Source organism: Sporosarcina sp. P20a (assembly GCF_002743175.1).
Classification (GTDB): domain Bacteria; phylum Bacillota; class Bacilli; order Bacillales_A; family Planococcaceae; genus Sporosarcina.
In genome coordinates this window covers 1-18,917 of sequence record NZ_PDYT01000015.1, presented here as the reverse complement: position 1 = coordinate 18,917, position 18,917 = coordinate 1, and the positions used below count along the sequence as shown (strand labels likewise).

Below are 18,917 nucleotides of genomic sequence, written 5' to 3'. Positions count from 1 at the left end.
TAGGGACGCTTTATTCTTTTTCAATCGGTGCAAATTTGGCTAATAATCGCTTGATTCCTACTGGATTAGGGAATGCAATGTCCAGCTCCATATCATCTGCTTTACCTTTAACACTCACTACCGTTCCAATTCCCCATATTTTATGGGACGCCTTGTCTCCTGGCTTCCACTGCATTTTCTCTCCGCCACTTTCATTATAAACTGGACGTTTAACTGCAGGACGTTTGGCTTTTGCTTTGGGTGCTTGAGCGAAAGGTACACTCATGCCATTCCCATCCGCTAATAGCTCTGTCAGTTCTTCCGAGATTTCATTGAGGAAACGAGATGGTTGATTAAAGTTTGACTTACCGAACAACATCCTGTGACCTGCACTCGTCAGGTAAAGGCGTTGTTCTGCCCGTGTGATTGCCACATACGCAAGTCTTCGTTCTTCTTCCATTTCTTCCGGATCTGCAAGTGCACGAATGTGCGGGAATATGTTTTCTTCCATGCCAAGCACGAAGACCACAGGAAATTCCAAGCCTTTTGCAGCGTGCATCGTCATTAGGACGATTTTTTCAGTGGAAGTGTTCTCTTCTTTATCCAATGTATCAATATCCGCTACTAAAGCGAGGTCAGTCAAGAATGCAACAAGTGAAGGTTCTTCCTCTTCTTCTGCTGCACGTTTCTCAAACGCTTCTGTGACCGATAAAAACTCTTCAATGTTTTCAAGACGGCTTTCTGCCTCGATTGATTTTTCTTTTTCCAACATCTCACGATAACCCGATTTATCAATGACTTCTTTCACTAGTTCGGTGATTGATAAAAACTCTTGCATTTGAGTAAATCCATTGATTAGTTCATGGAATTTCACCGCTTCCGTTAATGCTCTTTTCGGTAAGCCCATGAAATCCACTTCCTGCAATGAATCAAACATGGAGCGGTCATTTTGTAATGCAAACGTAGCCATACGTTCGAATGAAGTAGCACCGATGCTTCGTTTCGGTTCATTAATGATTCTTGCTAACGCTAGGTCATCGTCGTTATTCGCAATCAGACGTAAATAGGCAAGTAAATCTTTAATCTCTTTTCGATCATAGAACTTCGTACCGCCTACAATTGTGTAATCAAGATTTGACTTCAATAAGTATTCCTCAATTAGACGGGACTGTGCGTTAGTTCGGTATAGGATGGCAAATTGATCCAATGTTAAACCGAGTTTTTCTTTCAACTCGATAATTTGTTGGACAACAAATTGTGATTCGTCTTTTTCATCGCGCGCTTTATAGATCGAGATTAATTCGCCTTCGGGGTTATCTGTACGTAATTTCTTATCATAGCGACTTTTATTATTGTCGATCACTTCATTTGCTGCTTGCAAAATCCTCTTGGTGGAACGGTAGTTTTGCTCTAAAAGAATGACATTCGCTTCTTTATAATCTTTTTCAAAAGATAGTATGTTGCCGATATCCGCACCACGCCAGCGATAGATTGACTGATCGGAGTCACCTACTACGCAGACATTACGGAATTTTGAAGCCAGCATTTTGACGAGACGATACTGCGCATTGTTTGTATCTTGGTACTCATCCACATGAATATACTGAAATTTATTTTGGTAATACTCGAGCACTTCAGGAACTCGTTCAAACAAGACTGTTGTCATCATAATTAAGTCATCAAAATCCATTGATTGATTCTGACGCAGTTTTTTAGTATAACGATCGTAAATATCTGCTACTGTACGTTCATGAGGATTTTGAGGATTTGAATTTTTACGGAATTCAATTGCATCAATACATTCGTTTTTCGCATTGCCAATAATTCCGAGCATTGCCCGGGGATCATTCTGTTTCGGGTCGAGGTTCAGTTCTTTCAATACACGTTTCATTGCTGTCATTTGATCAGCACTGTCAAGGATAGTGAAGTTTTTAGATAGGCCGATTCGATCTACGAACCTGCGAAGAATTCGAACGCACATCGAGTGGAAAGTTGAAACCCACATACGTTCTCCAGAGCCTGGACCCAGTAATCCATCAATTCGGTCACGCATTTCACGTGCCGCCTTATTTGTAAATGTAATGGCTAAAATATTGGACGGATACACTTGTTTTTCTACAACCAAATACGCAATTCGGTGTGTTAATACACGAGTCTTTCCTGAACCGGCACCCGCCATAATAAGCAACGGTCCTTCAGTCGTTTTGACTGCACGCGCTTGCTCAGGATTCATGCCTTTTAGTAAATCATCCGATAGTTTATTCATATTAGTACCGCCTTTTAGGAACATTTGTTCTTATTATATACTACTTACACAGGTAAAGGAACAGATTTCACAGCATCGACTGTTTTTAGAGCCACTTGTAAATCATCATATACAACATTTCCTACCACTACAGTATCTGCAATGGCTGCCATTTCTTTTGCTTGTTCTGTTGAGCGTATTCCACCGCCATAAAAGAGACGGGTATTAGTAAGTAATTCTTTCGCCGACCTAACAATTTGTGGATCGCCGTATTGTCCACTGTACTCTAAATAAAATATCGGCAACGAAAATAAATGTTCAGCCATACGTGCATATGCTTGTACGTCTTCTTCATCCGGAACACGGTCGACCCCTGTCACCTTCGCAGCTGTACAATCTAGATTTAAAATGCAGTAACCTTCTGTAACTAGTTCATCAAAATTCATCATATGACCATATTCACGAAGAGCTTCGTGATGCAAGCCGTTCAACCACTTTGAATCCGTTGTATTTAAGACCGTTGGAATGAAGTAATAATCGAATCCTGGTGTAACCGATTCAACAGTAGATACTTCCAATGCTAGTGGCACCGAAAAACGACGGAAACGTGCAAGTAAATCAAGTACGTTTTCCAATGTGACTCCGTCAGATCCACCAATGATGACTCCATCCGTTCCAGATTCGGCTATCGCTTCTACGTGTTCATCTGAGATACCTTTCGCTGGATCGATTTTAAATGCATGCCGCCATGTTTTATAGTCCATTTTTTATTTCCCCCTTCACTTGTCATAGTAGGTTTATATAACTTTTAAAAAACCGGTGGGGTTTTATCCCTGGCCGGTTGTGTTAGTTGTTTTTTGTTTGGTTGTTTTGAAGTTCAGGATAAAGTCGATCCAACATGAGGTTGTACCCACCAGACCCGTAGTCTACGCAACGGCGTATGCGGGAGATCGTAGCTGTGCTTGCGCCTGTTTCTTGTTGGATGCTGTCATAGGTTTTTTTCAGTTTAAGTTTGTGGGCTACGTCCAGTCTTTGTGCTAGTGATTGGACTTCGCTCATAGTGCAGAGGTCATCAAAAAACTTATAGCATTCTTCTACATCCTTTAGTTCTAGGATTGCTTGAAACAACTGATCTATTTGTTCTCCGCGAATTTTATCTATTTGCATGTTCTCGCCCTCTCTCTAAGTCGATCTTACGGAGTATAAGTGACGGAAGTAGAAGGACCCGATAATGATGGAACAATGTGGATCCAGGTTTTTCCAACTGTTAATTTAACAGGCACGCCTTGTTCCACTGGAGTTAAAAATCCATCTTTATTTTGCCATTCAATCGGTTTAGCGATCCCTTCATGAAACAGCATAGCTTGGCCGCCAGATTCTAGGTCAATTGCGAGCCTGCCTTGTTGATCAACTGTTTGATGATCCATTTCCATCACGATAATATTCGCCAGTTCTATACGTTGTTCGTTTAACTTATCCACTGTATCAATACCGTTAACAGATCGATAATAACGATTTGCTTCTTGATTATATTGATACGTACTAATAAAATTCGGATCTGAACTGTACGATACTTGTACCGTTGATGCGATATCCCCTATTTTATCACTTTCATCGGGATTTAGGAAAGAAAAGGACGGCTGTGCAGTGATCTTTTTGGAAGCGTTCACGAGACTAAATGCTTCTGCAATATGTTCCTTTGAAATATACGAGTTATGTGGTGCCCTGCGGTCTGCTGAACGTTCGAATAAAGTCCCGTCATGATGTATGCCGTTGATATAATCGACTACCCGATCATCAAGTAATTTCTTTGCATCTGGACTATAACCATGAGCGATATAAAATGCATCCATACCTTCTGCTAAGTGTACAAAATAATCGCGAGCACTTCGAACAGGACCTATCTGATTAGGCACTTTACTTTGAAATAGTGCAGCGTATCGCGTTACTTGACCTTCTGCTAAGAATTCGTATATCTGATCCGCATCCGAAAGTCCGGACTGTGGCCGAGCAGCAGGGATATTACTAATTGTCGCTAAAATAGGACGGTTGTCCATGGAATCTGTAATCATCTCACCTGTAAACCATGACACATCATTCGGTTTTTCTTGTTCTTCTGGTTCAGATTGCTCTTTCGAAGAACAACCTCCTAGACATAATAAGCTAGCTGCGGCTACCAAGAGTAACTTGCGTCCATTCCATATCAATATACGTTCCTACCTTTCTATATGAGGAATTAATAGTTCATTTTTCATTACTTGTAAGACACCAGCCGGCGTGATTCGGACATACGGCAAGTGAACAGATTGAAGGAATAATAATGTATATACAGCATCTCCATGTGCATAGCCACGTTCTCCTAACGCCTTTTTCATTGCTAGCTCTTCTTCGATGATTACTTCCATCGGTTGAACAGACAATCCGCCTGCGACCGCTAGTTGTAATGTTTCAATAATCTTACCATTTTCAGCGAGTGCCATGCCTCCGCCTATATTCTTGATTTCATCAAATGCTCTTTTCATCTCTTGCCAATTCTGTCCTATCAATAATACATCTCCAGTATTTGAATAGGAAGATGCAAAACCTTGCAGATCATTCCCAAAGCCTTTCAACATAGTATTGACTCGCCATTTCCCGTTCTTATCTAGTAATATCAAATAGCATTCATCGCCAGAAGCAATAGTTGGACTACTGAGATCCAGCTCACTTTCGTATACTTTCGTAATCACATCATTTACCATCTGAATCCCCGTTGAAGATAGGAATGTGAAGTCTTCATCTGTCAGTTCATAAGGCAAGTCGAATGCCGGCATCGCTTTCCAATCTACCGCTTTGAATGCAGTAGACGATGTACTATCTCGAAGTACCCACTTCCCCTTTGATAATACATCAGTCGGCACAGGATTATGTTCATCTTCTAAAAAGTTCAACGTCGCAAAGCGGCCTGTCGCAATTACACTATGCAAGTCCGTAATATCGTAGTACCTCGCCACGTTATATGACGCCATTTGATATGCATCGATCGGTGGTACTCCCGCGTCAAGGGCTATTTGGATGCATTGGTCCATTACACCGTCTCGGTAGAACGAAGGAGTGGAACCATCAGTCGTCATCATCAAATGATCAAAAACATTCCACCCCTTCTCTACAATACCTTTCAATATAACTGGCAGGTCGGGACGAATTGAAGAATACCGTAATGTAGCAGCATACCCTTGTTGCAAACGTCTTTCCACTTCGTCTACAGTCATCGCCTCATGATCACCGTCCGCTCCAAGCAATTTCATTCGGGCTAATGTACGTTCCGATGCACCTGGAAAATGTCCTTCGATCTTTTTACCGAGTCGTTTCGATTCCCGTAAAGACTCCATCATTTTTTGATCGCCTCGTATCAATCTTGGCCAACCTGTTAGCTCACCTGTCATTAATACATCAGGGCGCTCCATCCATTTGGCAATATCAGCAGGATTGAAAAGTTCTTTTTCATTTTGTAGTACGGTTTGCGAATCTACACGTGCCCACCAATAAAATGAGAATGGTAGTTCATTCAGTTGATCAATGAATGTAAATGCTGTTTGCTGATCCAACATCGAGAACAAGATGAGATTGTCTGATATGAAAGTTGTTGTTCCTCGACGGGATGCATAGTCTGCAAATGTTTCTGGATTATATAATTGGAATGGATGGACATGCGGCTCGATGTATCCCGGAACTATTTTCTTTCCGGAAGCGTCAACACATTCTGTTCCTTCAAGCATAGTCGGCATGCGCTTCCCTACATAAACGATCCGGTCACCTTGAATCCAAATGTTTCCTTGCATCCATTTCTTGAATATAGAATGTAAGTATGTAGCATTTTCAATTACGATATCAGGCGCTTTCTGTCCATTAATAATCGCAAGTTGTGACTGTATTTCTTTTGTACTCCACATGCCGATCACCGTCCCTTAAAAGTAGTTTTCCTGTTTGTTAACTATTGCTTTATAGTAACATAGCAATCCAATCTGGAATAGCTCTGTCATGCAAAGGTTATGCACAAGCGGTTTTTCATTAATCCACAAGATAACAGACGCTTATACACATTACTAACAACTTACTCACACTTTCTCCACTAATAAACCACAGATTATCAAAGACGCTGTGGGTAACCTAGATTCCGCGCGAACTAAATAGTATGTAACATCAAAGAACAGGTCGCAGTTTGTAGTCGTCATTCTTTAGCATTAAAAAAGACTGTGCTAGAAGTAATATCACACTTCTAGCACAGTCCTGTTTCATCCTTTATTCAAATGTACGCCATCCAATATCCGTACGGTGGAAGAATCCATCCCATTTTTGATCGGCAAGGCCAGTGTAAACTTTCTCTTGTGCTTCCTTTAATGTAGCTGCTTTCGCCGCAACAAGAAGTACACGTCCACCGTTTCCAACAAAGTGATCATCCTCTAGCTTCGTTCCTGCATGGAAGACGTCAAGTTCTTGATTAGTCAGTACATCAAGGTTTGGAAGTGCGTGACCATTCACTACATCAGAAGGATACCCTTCCGATGCAATGACAACGCCTAACATCGCTTCTTCATGCCACTCAAGATCGAACGATTCTCCAGCCAGTAGAGCTTCCATGAACTTACCAAAATCTGATTTCATACGCGGTAAGACAACTTGTGTTTCCGGATCGCCAAATCGGGCATTGAATTCAATAACTTTGGGACCTTGCTCCGTAAGTATTAATCCTGCATAGAGGATGCCTGTGAAGGGAATTCCTTCTTCCGTCATAGCATCGACTGTTGGTACGACTACGCGATCGTATGCTTCCTGCACAATTGCATCCGAAATTTGTGGAACTGGGGAATAAGCCCCCATTCCGCCTGTATTCGGACCGCGATCTCCGTCATACGCACGTTTATGATCTTGTGCGATCACCATTGGGTAGATTTGTCCGTCATGGACGAACGACATATAAGAGAACTCTTCGCCGTCGAGAAATTCTTCTACCACAACACGTGATGATGATTCACCGAACTTTTGATTGCCGATCATGTCATCAACCGCATCTAATGCTTCCTGTAATTCCATCGCAACAATTACGCCTTTTCCAGCTGCCAATCCGTCAGCCTTCACTACGATTGGGGCACCTTGTTCGCGGATGAATGACTTTGCTTCTTCAGCATCCGTGAATGTTCCATAACCTGCTGTTGGAATATCATACTTGTCCATGATTTCCTTGGCGAATGACTTACTGCCTTCGATGCGAGCAGCTGCCTGAGTCGGTCCAAATACTGTTAAACCTTTATCTAGGAAGTAATCAACAATTCCTTCCGCTAGCGGCTGTTCCGGTCCAACGAACGTCAAGGTGACACGCTGTTCGATTGCAAAATCTGCCAAAGCCTCAAAGTCTGTAGCTGCAATGTGCACACATGTTGCATCTTGCTGCATACCGTCGTTGCCAGGCGCCACAAATACTTCTGATACAGAAGGCGATTGGTTGAACTGTTTAGCTATTGCATGTTCACGACCGCCACTTCCAATTACAAGAACTTTCATGTTCATCTACTCCCTGCACTCTTAATGTTTGAAATGACGTACGCCTGTGAATACCATCGTAATGCCGTATTCATTGGCTTTTTTAATGGAATCCGCATCTTTTACAGAACCACCTGGTTGAATGATTGCCGTAATACCTGCTTTTGCCGCTGCTTCAACTGTATCATCCATAGGGAAGAATGCGTCAGAAGCAAGAGCTGCCCCTTTTGCACGTTCGCCTGCTTGTGTCAGAGCGATTTTAGCAGCACCTACACGGTTCATCTGACCTGCGCCTACACCGATTGTCATATGCTCGTCTGTTACGACGATTGCATTAGACTTCACGTGTTTCACAACTGCCCAACCGAGTTTCATCGCATTCCATTCAGCTTCAGTCGGCTCTCGATCTGTTGCCACTTTGATATCTGCTTCTTCAAAACCGTGAGCATCAGGCTGTTGCATTAATAATCCACCTTCAACAGATACCGTGTTCCACTGATCTTTTTTCTGCTGTTTAAATGAAATTGTTAGAAGACGTATGTTTTTCTTCTTTGTCAAAGTCTCAAGTGCTTCTTCTGTAATTGAAGGAGCAATGACGATTTCAAGGAATATATCAGCAAGTTGCACAGCTGTTTCCTGATCAACTTCTTTATTCAATGCAATAATTCCACCAAAAATAGATGTAGAATCTGCTTCATAAGCTTTTTGGAAAGCTTCAGCGATAGTCTCTCCTGTACCTACACCACATGGATTCATATGCTTAACCGCTACAGCCGCGGGCTCAGTAAATTCTTTTACTATTTGAATCGCTGCATTCGCATCCTGGATATTATTATATGACAATTCTTTTCCATGAAGCTGTTCAGCATAGGCAATCGAGAAATCAGATCCAAGTGGACGACTATAGAATGCCGCCTGCTGGTGAGGATTTTCTCCATAACGCAATGGTTGCTTCAACTCGTATGTATACGTAACTTGTTCTGGGAATTGTTCTCCCGCTAGGTCTGTCAAGTAGCCTGAAATTAATGAATCATAAGCTGCCGTATGACGGAACACTTTAGCTGCTAAACGTCGGCGTGTTTCAAGAGTCGTCTTGCCATCCGCTTTCAGTTCGTCGAGTACTGCACTGTAGTCAGCTGCATCCACAATGACAGTCACGTATGCGTGGTTCTTTGCAGACGCGCGAAGCATTGCTGGTCCACCGATATCGATATTTTCGATTGCATCTTCAGCTGATACATCTGGTTTGGAAATCGTTTCTTTGAAAGGATACAAGTTTACACAGACTACATCGATCGGCTGGATGCCGTGCTCTTCCATTTGTGCCTGATGTCCAGGGTCATCTTGTTTTGCAAGTAATCCACCGTGAATCATCGGGTTCAACGTTTTCACGCGCCCTTCCATGATTTCAGGAAATCCCGTTACTTCATCTACAGCTGTTACGGCAACACCATTGTCTTTCAAATGCTTCATCGTACCACCAGTTGACAATAATTCGTACCCAAGCTGTTCGAGTTCTTTCGCAAATTCTAATACTCCACTTTTATCCGATACGCTTAGCAATGCGCGTTTTTTCAAAGGAATTCCCTCCAGTTTATAAAAAAAGCCTGTCATCTCAACAGGCTCATCATTTTTTAAATAAGTTTTGCAAGGTTACTGTATATAATTCATGTTCCACGGCATGGATAGCTAACGAAGTCTGTTCGACATCTCCATCGACAACGTCCACTGCGTGCTGTGCTAAAATTGGACCCGTATCCATTCCTTCATCTACAAGATGAACTGTGACACCCGTTATTTTAACGCCGGCAGCTACTGCTTGTCCTATCGCATCCTTACCTGGGAAGGAAGGCAATAGAGACGGATGGATATTGATGATCCGTTCAGGATACGCTGCCAATAATACAGGACCGATCAATCGCATGTAGCCAGCTAATAGTAACCATTCTACTTGTGCTTCTTGTAATGCTTTGAGTATAGCTTGTTCATATGCATCCTTCGTTTCGAAGTCACGAGGACGAATGGCTGCAATTGGAATCCCTATTTCGTTCGCTCGTTCATTGACGAAAGCATCCGGTTTATCTGTCACCATCAAAACAATTTCAGCTGGAATGCGCTCCGCTTTACATGCTTCTGCCAAAGCGGCAAAGTTACTGCCGCTGCCTGAAGCAAATACTGCGATCTTTACTTTATTCATTATGACAATGTCCCGTCATGTTCACCGTTAAATGTTACGCCTTCTTGCTTCGTAACACGTCCGATTACATATGCTTCTTCACCATGTGCTTTAGCGATTTCGATTGCTTTTTCAGCTTCTGCTTCCGGTAAGGCTACGACAAATCCAACACCCATGTTGAATACACTATATAAATCGCGATCCGTTAATTCGCCTTTTTCTTTTAACATGTGGAATACGGGAAGTACAGGCCAAGCACCTAAATCTACTTCTACTCCAAATCCTTCTGAGAACATACGTGGAAGGTTTTCGAAGAATCCGCCGCCTGTAATATGACCCATAGAGTGCACATCAAGCTGTTGGTGCATTTCAAGTACCGGCTTGGCATAGATCTTAGTCGGCTTTAATAACGCATCCGCTACTGTGCCAAGATCTTCAAAGCCTTCAATTGTGCCGTTAATATCCGCGCCCAATTGTTCAAATACGATATGGCGTACTAAAGAGTAGCCGTTCGAGTGAATACCGCTCGATGCGATTCCAACTAGCACGTCACCTTCTTGCACACGTTCGCCTGTAACCAGCTTGCTCTTTTCACAAGCTCCTACTGCAAAACCAGCCAAATCATATTCATCTTCTTCGTAGAGACCTGGCATTTCAGCCGTTTCTCCACCTATCAATGCCGCACCCGATTGTACACAACCATCCGCTACTCCTTTGACGATTGCTTCCACTTTTTCAGGTACTGCTTTACCCAGTGCTACATAGTCAAGGAAATACAGAGGCTCTGCACCTTGTGCTACGATATCATTCACACACATTGCGACACAGTCAATCCCGATTGTGTCATGACGATCCGCCATGAAAGCCAATTTCAACTTCGTACCAACACCGTCTGTACCAGAAATGAGGACTGGTTCTTTATATTCCAGCGCAGATAGATCGAACATTCCGCCGAACCCACCAAATGCACCTGCCACCCCTTTACGAGATGTTCGTGCTACGTGAGACTTCATGCGTTCAACTGACTCATAGCCAGCTTCAATATTAACTCCCGCTTTTTCATATGCCTTCGACATGGAAAGGCCTCCTATCGTACGATTTCTTTTTCGTGCGGCATTGCCGTATCCGAATATATCTCTGTCGGATACTCACCTGTGAAACAAGCCAAACATTGTCCGCAGTTTTTCATTTCTGATGACCGGCCATTCGATTCCAACATTCCATCAATTGAAAGGAATGATAGTGAATCTGCGCCAATCTCATCACGCATTTCATCTATAGTACGACCTGTCGCAAGTAATTCTGAATCAGAACTAATATCCACACCGTAATAACATGGAGCAATTAAAGGTGGTGAAGCAATGACGACATGTATTTCTTTAGCGCCCGCATCGCGAAGCATAGTGACGATTCGTTTAGATGTTGTACCACGTACAATTGAATCATCGACCATTACGACCCGCTTACCGTCCACGACTTGGTGTACTGGTGATAGTTTCATCTTCACGCCTTGTTCACGCAACGCTTGAGATGGTTGTATAAATGTTCGTCCGACATAGCGGTTTTTGATTAATCCCAACTCATATGGAATGCCACTTTGTTCAGAGAATCCAATGGCAGCAGAAATGCTGGAATCTGGAACCCCTGTGACGACGTCTGCACTAATCTGTACTTCACGAGCCAATTGTTTACCGCAACGTTTACGTGCAGCATGAATATTAATGCCATCGATATTTGAATCTGGACGAGAGAAGTAGACATATTCCATAGAACACATCGCATTATCTGCCGGTTCTGCAAAACGCTCGGACGTTAATCCGTCATCATTGATAATAAGCAATTCACCCGGTTCTACTGAACGAACATGTTCAGCACCGATAATTTCAAATGCGCAAGTTTCTGATGCAACGACCCACGCATCACCAATTTTCCCTAAAGATAATGGGCGCATACCGTTTGGATCTTGTGCAACCATCAACCCTTCATCTGTCATTAACACGAATGCAAATGCACCTTTTAGAATACTAAGAGCCTTTTTCACCCTGTCTCGGTGATTACGTGAACCACTGCTACGTTTGATCAAGTGAGCGAGTACTTCTGTATCAGATGTACTTTGGAAGATACTGCCTTGACGCTCCAAATGTTCTTTCAAATCTGTCGCATTGATCAGGTTACCGTTATGTGCGATAGCCAAGCTACCCGTTGTTGAACGGAAAACTAGTGGCTGAACATTTTCTATACCACGTCCGTCTTTTGTTGTATAGCGAACTTGGCCAATTGCGCCACGTCCTTCAAGTGAATTCAGTTTTTCGCCTGAGAACACTTCATTGACTAGACCTTCCCCTTTGACTGCATGGAGACCGTTCTCGCCTTTTACGACGATACCGGCTCCTTCCTGTCCACGATGCTGAAGAGCATGCAATGCGTAATAGCTGAGCTGTGCAGCATCGTCATGTCCCCAAATACCAAATACGCCGCACTCTTCGTTTAGTCCTCTGAGTTCAGCAAGCATGCAATTGCCCCTTTCCAAGCAGTTTGGAATTCTTCTACCGTCCCTTCTACTAGGACAGTTCCTTCTGCATCTTTGATGACGATTTCTTCGCCATCTGTCACTGTTCCGATTTTCACTGCATCTTGAACTTTCTCTTCAAACGCAGCTACTTGATCAGCTTGTACCGTAACCAAGAAACGTGACTGTGTTTCACTAAACAATGCAGTGATTGCTGAGCCTTCCACTGTTACATCAGCGCCCAAACCTTGTGAGCCAAATGTACCTTCACAAAGCGCTACTGCAAATCCGCCTTCTGACAAATCATCAGCCGATTGAATCATTCCAGCTTGGATTGCTTCGAGAAGTTGTTGTTGACGAGTTGCTTCTATGTCCAAATCGATTGCAGGTGATTTACCGAAGATCTTTCCTTCGATCATTTGTTGCAATTCACTGCCACCAAATTCTGTTTCTGTTTGACCAATCAAGTAAATGGCATCTCCAGCTTGTTTGAAACCAGGTGTTGTCACTTGGCTTAAATCATGAACGATTCCTACCAAACCAATTGTTGGCGTTGGATAGATTGGCACACCGTTTACTTCATTGGAAAGAGATACGTTACCGCCAATGACTGGTGCATTCAGTTTACGACAAGCTTCAGAAATACCGTCAGCTGATTTTTCCAACTGCCAGAATACTTCTGGCTTGTCCGGGCTACCAAAGTTCAAGCAGTCAGTCAGTGCGATTGGCTCTGCGCCTGAACATACAAGGTTACGTGCAGCTTCAGCAACTGCAATCTTACCGCCAACTTCCGGATCCAAATAGATGAATCGAGAGTTACAATCTGCTGTCATCGCAATACCTTTGTTTGTTCCTCTAACACGGATTACACCTGCAGATGCTCCTGGCGCTAGTACTGTATTCGTTCTTGCACCTGTATCGAATTGATTGTAGACCCACTCTTTTGAAGCAATCGTTGGACGTTGCAATAAATCGAGTAGTGTTTCTTTCAAGTTCGTAACTTGTGGTTCTGTATTTTCAATCGCCTGGTTTTCCGCAAACGATGCAGGTTCTTTTGATTCTTTCTGATAGCTAGGTGCATCTTCAGCTAGTAGATCTGCTGAAACTTCTGCTGCGACTTCGCCTTTATGAAGCAAACGGAGCATTTTATCATCTGTTACATGACCGATTGTCGCTGCAGTAATTCCGTACTTCGTGAATAATGCAATAACTTCTTCTTCGCGACCCTTTTTCACAACGATCAACATACGTTCCTGAGATTCGGACAACATCATTTCATACGCTGTCATATTCTCTTCACGCTGTGGTACAAGATCCAAGTTCAATTCCACACCATAGCCAGCTTTTGAAGCCATCTCTGCTGCTGAAGAAGTAAGACCTGCTGCACCCATATCTTGAATACCAATCAACGCATCTGATTGAACTAGCTCTAAGCAAGCTTCCATCAATAGCTTTTCAATGAATGGATCTCCTGCTTGCATTACCGGCAGTTCTTGCTCTTCTTCAATAGATAGTTCGGAAGAAGACATTGTAGCTCCGTGAATTCCATCACGACCTGTTGTAGCCCCTGCGTATATCACTGTGTTGCCAATACCAGCTGCGACACCTTTTTGAATATCTTCATGATTCAACAAACCGACTGCCATCGCGTTGACCAACGGCCGCTTCGAATAGCACTGATCAAACTGAACTTCACCAGCTACTGTCGGGATTCCCATTGCGTTACCGTAACTCGCAATTCCAGCAACTGCTTCTTCAAACAAGAATTTATCTCGAGGATCTGTTAAATCTCCAAAACGAAGTGAATTGACTAATGCTACCGGTCGCGCACCCATAGAAAATACGTCACGAATGATTCCGCCAGCACCTGTTGCTGCACCAATGAAAGGTTCGATTGCTGATGGTGAGTTATGAGATTCCATTTTAAACACGGCAGCTTGATTATCACCGATGTCTACAATTCCAGCACCTTCACCTGGTCCTTGTAGTACACGTGCACCTTCAGTAGGAAATCTGCGTAATACAGACTTTGAGCTTTTATACGAACAATGCTCTGACCACATAGCAGAAAACAGACCTGTTTCTACGTAATTCGGAGTACGTCCAAGTTTTTCTACTGCACGCTCATACTCTGCATCTGTCATGCCCATTTGGAGATATAGTCGATTTTCTTTGATTTGCTCCGCTGTAGGTTCGTGATTAATTGACATGCTGTTCACCCCGATTGTTCATGATTGATTGGAATAAAGCTGTTCCATCTGTTCCACCGATGATTTCTTCTACTGCACGTTCAGGTAGTGGCATCATACCGAGTACATTACCTCTTTTATTCATGATTCCCGCGATTGCTTCTGTACTGCCATCAGTATTTTCATTCGCGTATGTGAAAACGATTTGATTATTATTCTTCAGCTCTTCTACTGTCTGCTCGTCAGCGTAGTAGTTACCAAATTCGTTAGCTACTGGCAATGTGAGCACTTGACCTTGTGTATAGTCTTTTGTGAAAGCTGTATTATTATTTTCCACTCGTACCGTTTCACGAGCTGAACGGAATTTCAAACTCTGATTACGTAAGAATCCACCTGGAAGGATACCTGCTTCTACTAAGATATGAAAACCATTACCTACACCCAGAACCAATTTACCGGATTCAGCAAATGCTTGTAACTGTTTGCATGCAGGTGAACTTTTCGCCAATGCACCCGGCCGTAAGTAGTTGCCGTATGAAGTGCCTGTCGGTAATAGAACCGCATCGAATTGATCGAGTTGATCAGCTTCAGTATGCCAAACGTATTCAACATCTTGCTTTACTGTTTCCTTAATTGCATGGTACATATCAAGATCACAAGTAAGACCTGGGAATACTAGAACGGCGAACTTCATTTGCTGGCAACCTCCCCGATTTCAAAGCGATAATCTTCAATGACTTTATTAATCAATAGATCGTTACACATTTCATTCACACGTGCTTCGATCGTCTCTTCTGATCCATCAAGCTGTAATTCGATTAATTTCCCAACTCGTACACTTTTCACTTCTTCATAGCCCATCTTTTGAAGTGCTTCAGTCGTCGCGATGCCTTGTGGATCTACAACACTTTCACGTAGTGTTACATAAATAGTTACATTCGTCATTGTCGGTTCCTCCCAAAGTGGAAATAATAGTTTTTTATTAGTTATTATCTTGCCAAATACCAGACTGCTCAATTTCTTGCAGAGTTTCTTCAAGATTTTCCGTCATAATCGTGACATGACCCATTTTACGTTTTTCTTTCACTTCTGCTTTGCCGTATAAATGGATTGACCAATCTGGATAATCCGCGATGCGCTCTTGAAGCGGTGCTACATGTTCTCCAAGTACATTCACCATAATGGATGGTGCCCATAACTTCGGCTCGCGTAACGGCCAACCACAGACCGCACGGACATGCTGATGAAATTGTGAGATGTTACATGCCTCAATCGAGTAGTGACCAGAGTTATGTGGACGTGGAGCTAATTCATTAATAATGATTGTCCCGTCGTGCAGTACGAACATTTCAACTGCTAGTGTCCCTACTAACTCTAAATGGCCCGCAATTTTCTTTGCCGCATCTTCGGCTTGCTCCAAAACCGCTTGATCCACTCTTGCCGGTACAATCGATTCGTGCAAGATATGATGCTTATGAATGTTCTCTGCAATTGGCAGGCAATAGGTTTGTCCTGCTGGATTTCTTTGAATGATAACGGAAATCTCTTTATCAAACGGAACGAAAGCTTCTGCTATACAAGAAGAGTGTGTAAACAGATCTTTGGCACTTTCAATTTGCTCTTTGGCTTCAAGCTTTACTTGACCTTTACCGTCATAGCCACCAAAAGCTGTTTTCACGATACAAGGGAACCCAAGATCATCAATTTTCTGTACTAACTCTTCATATGTCTCAGCAGTTATGTAAGGCGCAACGGGTACTCCAGCTGCTTGAATCTCAGCTTTTTCATTAATACGATTTTGCGTGATACGGACTAGTTCAGCACCTTGAGGTACATAAGCTTTCTTTGTCAGCCGTTTCAATCCCTCATAATCGATGTTTTCAAATTCGAATGTAATGACATCACTTACTTGGCTTAATTCATTCAGCGCTTCTTCATCATTATACGGTGCAACAATTTCGATATCAGCTAACTGTCCGCAAGGGGAATTTTTTGTTGGATCAAGTACCGCAATCTTGAACCCAGCCTCTTTTGCTGCAAGTCCCATCATCCGCCCCAATTGACCACCACCGATGATACCGATCGTTTGTCCTGGCTTAATCATTTTCAATTCAGTTCACCACTGCTTTCCAGCGAGATTTTCTTCATTTCATCGCGTCTTTGCTGCAGTTTTTTACGTAATTCTTCATCTTGTACACAGAGCATTTGAGCCGCTAGGAGGCCTGCGTTTGTAGCACCCGCTTTACCGATTGACACAGTCGCGACAGGTACACCTCCTGGCATTTGAACGATGGATAAAAGTGAGTCCATACCATTCAATGCTTTAGATTGCACAGGCACACCAATAACAGGAACTAGCGTTTTTGCTGCAACCATCCCTGGTAGATGGGCAGCTCCGCCTGCTCCTGCGATAATAGCGTGTAATCCTTTTTTCTCTGCTTGTTCTGCATAGTCAAACATGAAATCCGGCGTACGGTGGGCTGATACTACTTTCTTTTCATAAGGAACTCCTAGTTCATCCAATATGTCGCATGCATGCTTCATTGTTTCCCAGTCGCTCTTACTGCCCATTATGACACCAATCTTCGGTTCCAAATCTAATCCGCTCCTTCATGCACAACATGATTTAATATAAAACAATAAAAAGGTCCTTGAAAACTCCACTTTTCACATGCACAAAAAGCAGAACTTTCAAGGACCCTTACCAAAATGGTTACATAGCTATCGTAACTTAGCCATTCCCCATGATTATCCAAGAAAAATTGCTTTCCCACATAGTGTAGACATTTACGGTGTCTTGGTAGAAACGCCACAGCCAATTCTGTAGCATATACGGGGAACTCATTTACTCTTATTATATTATCAATTAATACATAATCCGTCAACTAAAAGACGAACATTACATTATAAGTCTTTTACAATCATTCGCCTTTAAGTTGACATATGAAGGATTAAACATCAGTTCTCTTTATCTCGACAGTTATTAGCTATTTTTGATAGCTTGAAATTGTGTTTGTTGTCTAATTGGAATATACTCTTCCCCAACCTGTTTAAATAGTGGTTTCTCTCTTCTGGCAACAACGGTATATCCTAAACTTTGAATTCTCGCCAAACATTCATCGAGTGTTTCATCTTCTTCTCTATCAAACCAGACCTTTTGTTTACTCATTTAAATAACTTGCCTCTTTTCACACTTTTCACCCAGAAGCCACCGTGTATCGACTTAGGCTCATACGATATAATAAATGCTTTCGGATCGAGTTCCGTTATCGTTTTATACAGTTGCATTTCATACTTACGAGGCGTCAGAATCTGCATAGTTGAACGATTACCACTTAACCCATTAGCTGATGAGTCAGTAACACCATATCCAAGTCGTCGTAATACGGCGGGCATTTCCTTATCGACATCTGCCGTGATCACGTTAACCGTTATATAACCAAGTGCTAAGCGCTCTTCAATTTTTGAACCGATAATAACACCTATACCATACCCAAGCGCATAAGCTATTAAGTTTTGGATTTGATCTAAATTATCAAGTACCAAACCAAGCCCTATGACGTATACTACTGTTTCTATCATACTCACTGCTGCAGCAATATAACGATAACCTTTCAGTGTGAGGATTATTCGTATTGTCATAAACGTTACATAGACAATATTGATTGCGAAAATAATTAATATCATTACCATTGCACCACTCCTTTAAACAAGTAGCATAATCGTATCGCGCCTTAGTTAAAAACTCAAGGAAAGTCTTTTAAATAGTAGATTGCGGCGAAAGATTGTGAAGATTGCGAGATGGATAGAGTTATTGACTCAGTTTGTAGAGCGGAGTGTGGGATGTATAGAGCAGCACTGCTTGTCTTAGGCGATAGAGCGCTTGTCTGGGGCATTGAGCGGATACGCGCGGCGATAGAGCGCTTGTCCGGATTTATTGAGCGGATACGCGGGGGGATAGAGCACATGACCGGATTTATTGAGCGGATCACCATAAACATAGAGCACATGACCAAATTTATAGAGCGGATATTGAAAATGCATGAGCATTTACTGACTTTACAGGTTAGGTATTGATAGATTATGTATAAAATCCTTACAACTCATTAAGCAACAGTATTTCATAAAACACAAAAAAGCCACTCCCCATAAGGAATGGCTTTGGGCCTAGCAACGTCCTACTCTCACAGGGGGAAACCCCCAACTACCATCGGCGCTGAAGAGCTTAACTTCCGTGTTCGGTATGGGAACGGGTGTGACCTCTTCGCCATCGTTACTAGACTCTTTGAGTAAAGCTTG

17 protein-coding genes, 1 rRNA gene and 1 riboswitch are annotated in these 18,917 nt (G+C 42.6%); all 18 genes read right to left on the bottom strand.

What is annotated here, in order from left to right:
* Positions 1 to 10 precede the first annotated feature (10 nt).
* Positions 11 to 2,245 carry a DNA helicase PcrA gene (gene pcrA / locus CSV72_RS11810; RefSeq protein ID WP_099662212.1) on the bottom strand — a complete coding sequence of 745 codons (2,235 nt, stop codon included), beginning with the start codon at positions 2,243 to 2,245 and terminating at the stop codon, positions 11 to 13.
* A gap of 44 nt (positions 2,246 to 2,289) precedes the next feature.
* Entirely contained in the window at positions 2,290 to 2,988 is a 699-nt protein-coding gene (pcrB, locus tag CSV72_RS11805; RefSeq protein WP_099678512.1) for a heptaprenylglyceryl phosphate synthase, read from the bottom strand.
* An 82-nt stretch (positions 2,989 to 3,070) separates the two neighbouring features.
* A complete protein-coding gene (locus tag CSV72_RS11800; protein WP_099678511.1) occupies positions 3,071 to 3,391 on the bottom strand; it encodes a YerC/YecD family TrpR-related protein in 321 nt (106 codons plus the stop codon).
* A 26-nt stretch (positions 3,392 to 3,417) separates the two neighbouring features.
* A complete protein-coding gene (locus CSV72_RS11795) occupies positions 3,418 to 4,404 on the bottom strand; it encodes a DUF3048 domain-containing protein (protein WP_233191260.1) in 987 nt (328 codons plus the stop codon).
* A gap of 36 nt (positions 4,405 to 4,440) precedes the next feature.
* Positions 4,441 to 6,156 carry an adenine deaminase C-terminal domain-containing protein gene (locus CSV72_RS11790; RefSeq protein ID WP_099678510.1) on the bottom strand — a complete coding sequence of 572 codons (1,716 nt, stop codon included), beginning with the start codon at positions 6,154 to 6,156 and terminating at the stop codon, positions 4,441 to 4,443.
* 349 nt (positions 6,157 to 6,505) lie between these two features.
* Positions 6,506 to 7,765: a phosphoribosylamine--glycine ligase gene (purD, locus tag CSV72_RS11785; RefSeq protein ID WP_099662207.1), complete on the bottom strand. Its 1,260-nt coding sequence runs from the start codon at positions 7,763 to 7,765 to the stop codon at positions 6,506 to 6,508.
* 21 nt (positions 7,766 to 7,786) lie between these two features.
* Entirely contained in the window at positions 7,787 to 9,322 is a 1,536-nt protein-coding gene (purH, locus tag CSV72_RS11780; protein ID WP_099678509.1) for a bifunctional phosphoribosylaminoimidazolecarboxamide formyltransferase/IMP cyclohydrolase, read from the bottom strand.
* Positions 9,323 to 9,371: 49 nt separating this feature from the next.
* Positions 9,372 to 9,944, bottom strand: coding sequence for a phosphoribosylglycinamide formyltransferase (gene purN / locus CSV72_RS11775; RefSeq protein ID WP_369802915.1), 573 nt, complete (start codon positions 9,942 to 9,944; stop codon positions 9,372 to 9,374).
* Positions 9,941 to 10,996, bottom strand: a complete 1,056-nt coding sequence (purM, locus tag CSV72_RS11770; protein WP_099678507.1) for a phosphoribosylformylglycinamidine cyclo-ligase — start codon at positions 10,994 to 10,996, stop codon at positions 9,941 to 9,943. Before purM ends, purN begins: the two co-directional genes overlap by 4 nt.
* A gap of 11 nt (positions 10,997 to 11,007) precedes the next feature.
* Positions 11,008 to 12,432: an amidophosphoribosyltransferase gene (purF, locus tag CSV72_RS11765; protein ID WP_099662203.1), complete on the bottom strand. Its 1,425-nt coding sequence runs from the start codon at positions 12,430 to 12,432 to the stop codon at positions 11,008 to 11,010.
* Positions 12,408 to 14,639 (bottom strand): phosphoribosylformylglycinamidine synthase subunit PurL, encoded by a 2,232-nt coding sequence (purL, locus tag CSV72_RS11760; protein ID WP_099678506.1) that lies wholly within the window; start codon positions 14,637 to 14,639, stop codon positions 12,408 to 12,410. Before purL ends, purF begins: the two co-directional genes overlap by 25 nt.
* A complete protein-coding gene (gene purQ, locus CSV72_RS11755; RefSeq protein ID WP_099678505.1) occupies positions 14,629 to 15,312 on the bottom strand; it encodes a phosphoribosylformylglycinamidine synthase subunit PurQ in 684 nt (227 codons plus the stop codon). The genes purL and purQ overlap by 11 nt, the downstream gene beginning before the upstream one ends.
* Complete coding sequence (purS, locus tag CSV72_RS11750; RefSeq protein ID WP_099662200.1) at positions 15,309 to 15,563, bottom strand: phosphoribosylformylglycinamidine synthase subunit PurS; 255 nt, start codon at positions 15,561 to 15,563, stop codon at positions 15,309 to 15,311. The genes purQ and purS overlap by 4 nt, the downstream gene beginning before the upstream one ends.
* A gap of 37 nt (positions 15,564 to 15,600) precedes the next feature.
* Positions 15,601 to 16,722: a 5-(carboxyamino)imidazole ribonucleotide synthase gene (gene purK / locus CSV72_RS11745; RefSeq protein WP_099662246.1), complete on the bottom strand. Its 1,122-nt coding sequence runs from the start codon at positions 16,720 to 16,722 to the stop codon at positions 15,601 to 15,603.
* Between the two features lie 2 nt (positions 16,723 to 16,724).
* A complete protein-coding gene (gene purE, locus CSV72_RS11740) occupies positions 16,725 to 17,213 on the bottom strand; it encodes a 5-(carboxyamino)imidazole ribonucleotide mutase (protein ID WP_099635303.1) in 489 nt (162 codons plus the stop codon).
* A gap of 160 nt (positions 17,214 to 17,373) precedes the next feature.
* A riboswitch (purine riboswitch) is annotated at positions 17,374 to 17,474 on the bottom strand.
* A gap of 127 nt (positions 17,475 to 17,601) precedes the next feature.
* The gene (locus tag CSV72_RS11735; protein ID WP_099635304.1) at positions 17,602 to 17,787 is read right to left on the bottom strand and encodes an NETI motif-containing protein; all 186 of its coding nucleotides are present in this window, start codon (positions 17,785 to 17,787) and stop codon (positions 17,602 to 17,604) included.
* The gene (locus CSV72_RS11730) at positions 17,784 to 18,311 is read right to left on the bottom strand and encodes a DUF2179 domain-containing protein (RefSeq protein ID WP_099635305.1); all 528 of its coding nucleotides are present in this window, start codon (positions 18,309 to 18,311) and stop codon (positions 17,784 to 17,786) included. The genes CSV72_RS11735 and CSV72_RS11730 overlap by 4 nt, the downstream gene beginning before the upstream one ends.
* 472 nt (positions 18,312 to 18,783) lie before the next feature.
* Positions 18,784 to 18,899 (bottom strand): 5S ribosomal RNA (gene rrf, locus CSV72_RS11720).
* Between the last annotated feature and the right edge of the window lie 18 nt (positions 18,900 to 18,917).